1 protein-coding gene is annotated in these 1,481 nt (G+C 61.6%); it reads right to left on the reverse strand.

The window, feature by feature from the left end; genetic code table 11:
- Positions 1 to 1,481 (reverse strand): class 1b ribonucleoside-diphosphate reductase subunit alpha (nrdE, locus tag FS507_RS16355; RefSeq protein ID WP_186314737.1); only part of this gene is annotated, 1,481 nt, incomplete at both ends.

Consider the following 1,481-nt stretch of genomic DNA (forward strand, 5'->3'; position numbering starts at 1 on the left):
GACGCCTTGAGGCATTCGTACATCACCGCGGCGAAGTAGACGTTGGTGAAGTCCAACCCCTCCTCCGACCCGTAGTGGATGTGCTCACGCCCGAGGAACCCGTGCAGGTTCATCTGCCCCAACCCGATCGCGTGCGAGCCGTCATTGCCCTCACGGATCGACGGCACCGAGTCGATGGCGGTCTGGTCCGACACCGCAGTCAGACCACGGATGGCCGTCGCGATGGTCCGGGAGAAGTCCGCCGAATCCACCGCAGCGGCGATGTTCAACGACCCCAGGTTGCAGGAGATGTCCTCCCCGACCCGCGCGTAGGTCAAATCATCGTTGAACTCGCTGGGGGTGGAGACCTGCAGGATCTCCGAGCACAGGTTGGAGTGGGTGATACGCCCCTCGATCGGGTTCGCCCTGTTCACCGTGTCCTCGAACATGATGTACGGGTACCCGGACTCGAACTGGATCTCGGCGAGGGTCTGGAAGAACTGGCGGGCGTTGATCTTGCGCTTGCGGATCCGCGGATCCTCGACCATCTCCTCATAGTGCTCGGTCACGGAGATGTCGGCGAAGGGGCGCCCGTAGATGCGCTCGACGTCGTACGGCGAGAACAGGTACATGTCGTCGTTACGCTTGGCGAGTTCGAAGGTGATGTCCGGGATGACCACACCCAACGACAGCGTCTTGATCCGGATCTTCTCGTCGGCGTTCTCGCGCTTGGTGTCGAGGAACTTCATGATGTCCGGGTGGTGGGCGTTCAGATACACCGCACCGGCACCCTGACGTGCGCCGAGCTGGTTGGCGTAGGAGAAGGAATCCTCCAGCAGCTTCATCACCGGGATCACCCCGGAGCTCTGGTTCTCGATGTGCTTGATCGGTGCCCCGGTCTCACGCAGATTACTCAGCAACAGCGCCACCCCGCCGCCACGCTTGGACAACTGCAGCGCCGAGTTGATCGAACGCCCGATGGACTCCATGTTGTCCTCGATGCGCAACAGGAAGCAGGACACCGGCTCACCGCGCTGGGCCTTGCCGATGTTCAGAAACGTCGGCGTGGCCGGCTGGAACCGTCCGCCGATGATCTCGTCGACGAGGTGGCCGGCCAGGGTGATGTCGCCGTCGGCCAGACCCAGCGCGACCATGCACACCCGGTCCTCGTAACGCTCGAGGTAGCGTCGTCCGTCGAAGGTCTTCAGCGTGTAGGACGTGTAGTACTTGAACGCACCGAGGAACGTCTTGAAACGGAACTTGTGGGCGTAGGCGCGCTTGAACAGCGCCTTGATGTCGGCGAACTCGTACTTGCCGAGCACCTCCGGGTCGTAGTACTTGTTGTCGACCAGGTAGCCGATCTTCTCCTCCAGGTCGTGGAAGTAGACGGTGTTCTGGTTGACGTGCTGCAGGAAGTACTGGTTGGCGGCTTCACGGTCCTTGTCGAACTGGATCTGACCGTCGGCATCGTACAGATTGAGCAGCGCATTGAGCTGGTGGTA

Origin of the sequence: Corynebacterium glyciniphilum AJ 3170 (genome assembly GCF_007673095.1) — a bacterium.
Classification (GTDB): domain Bacteria; phylum Actinomycetota; class Actinomycetes; order Mycobacteriales; family Mycobacteriaceae; genus Corynebacterium.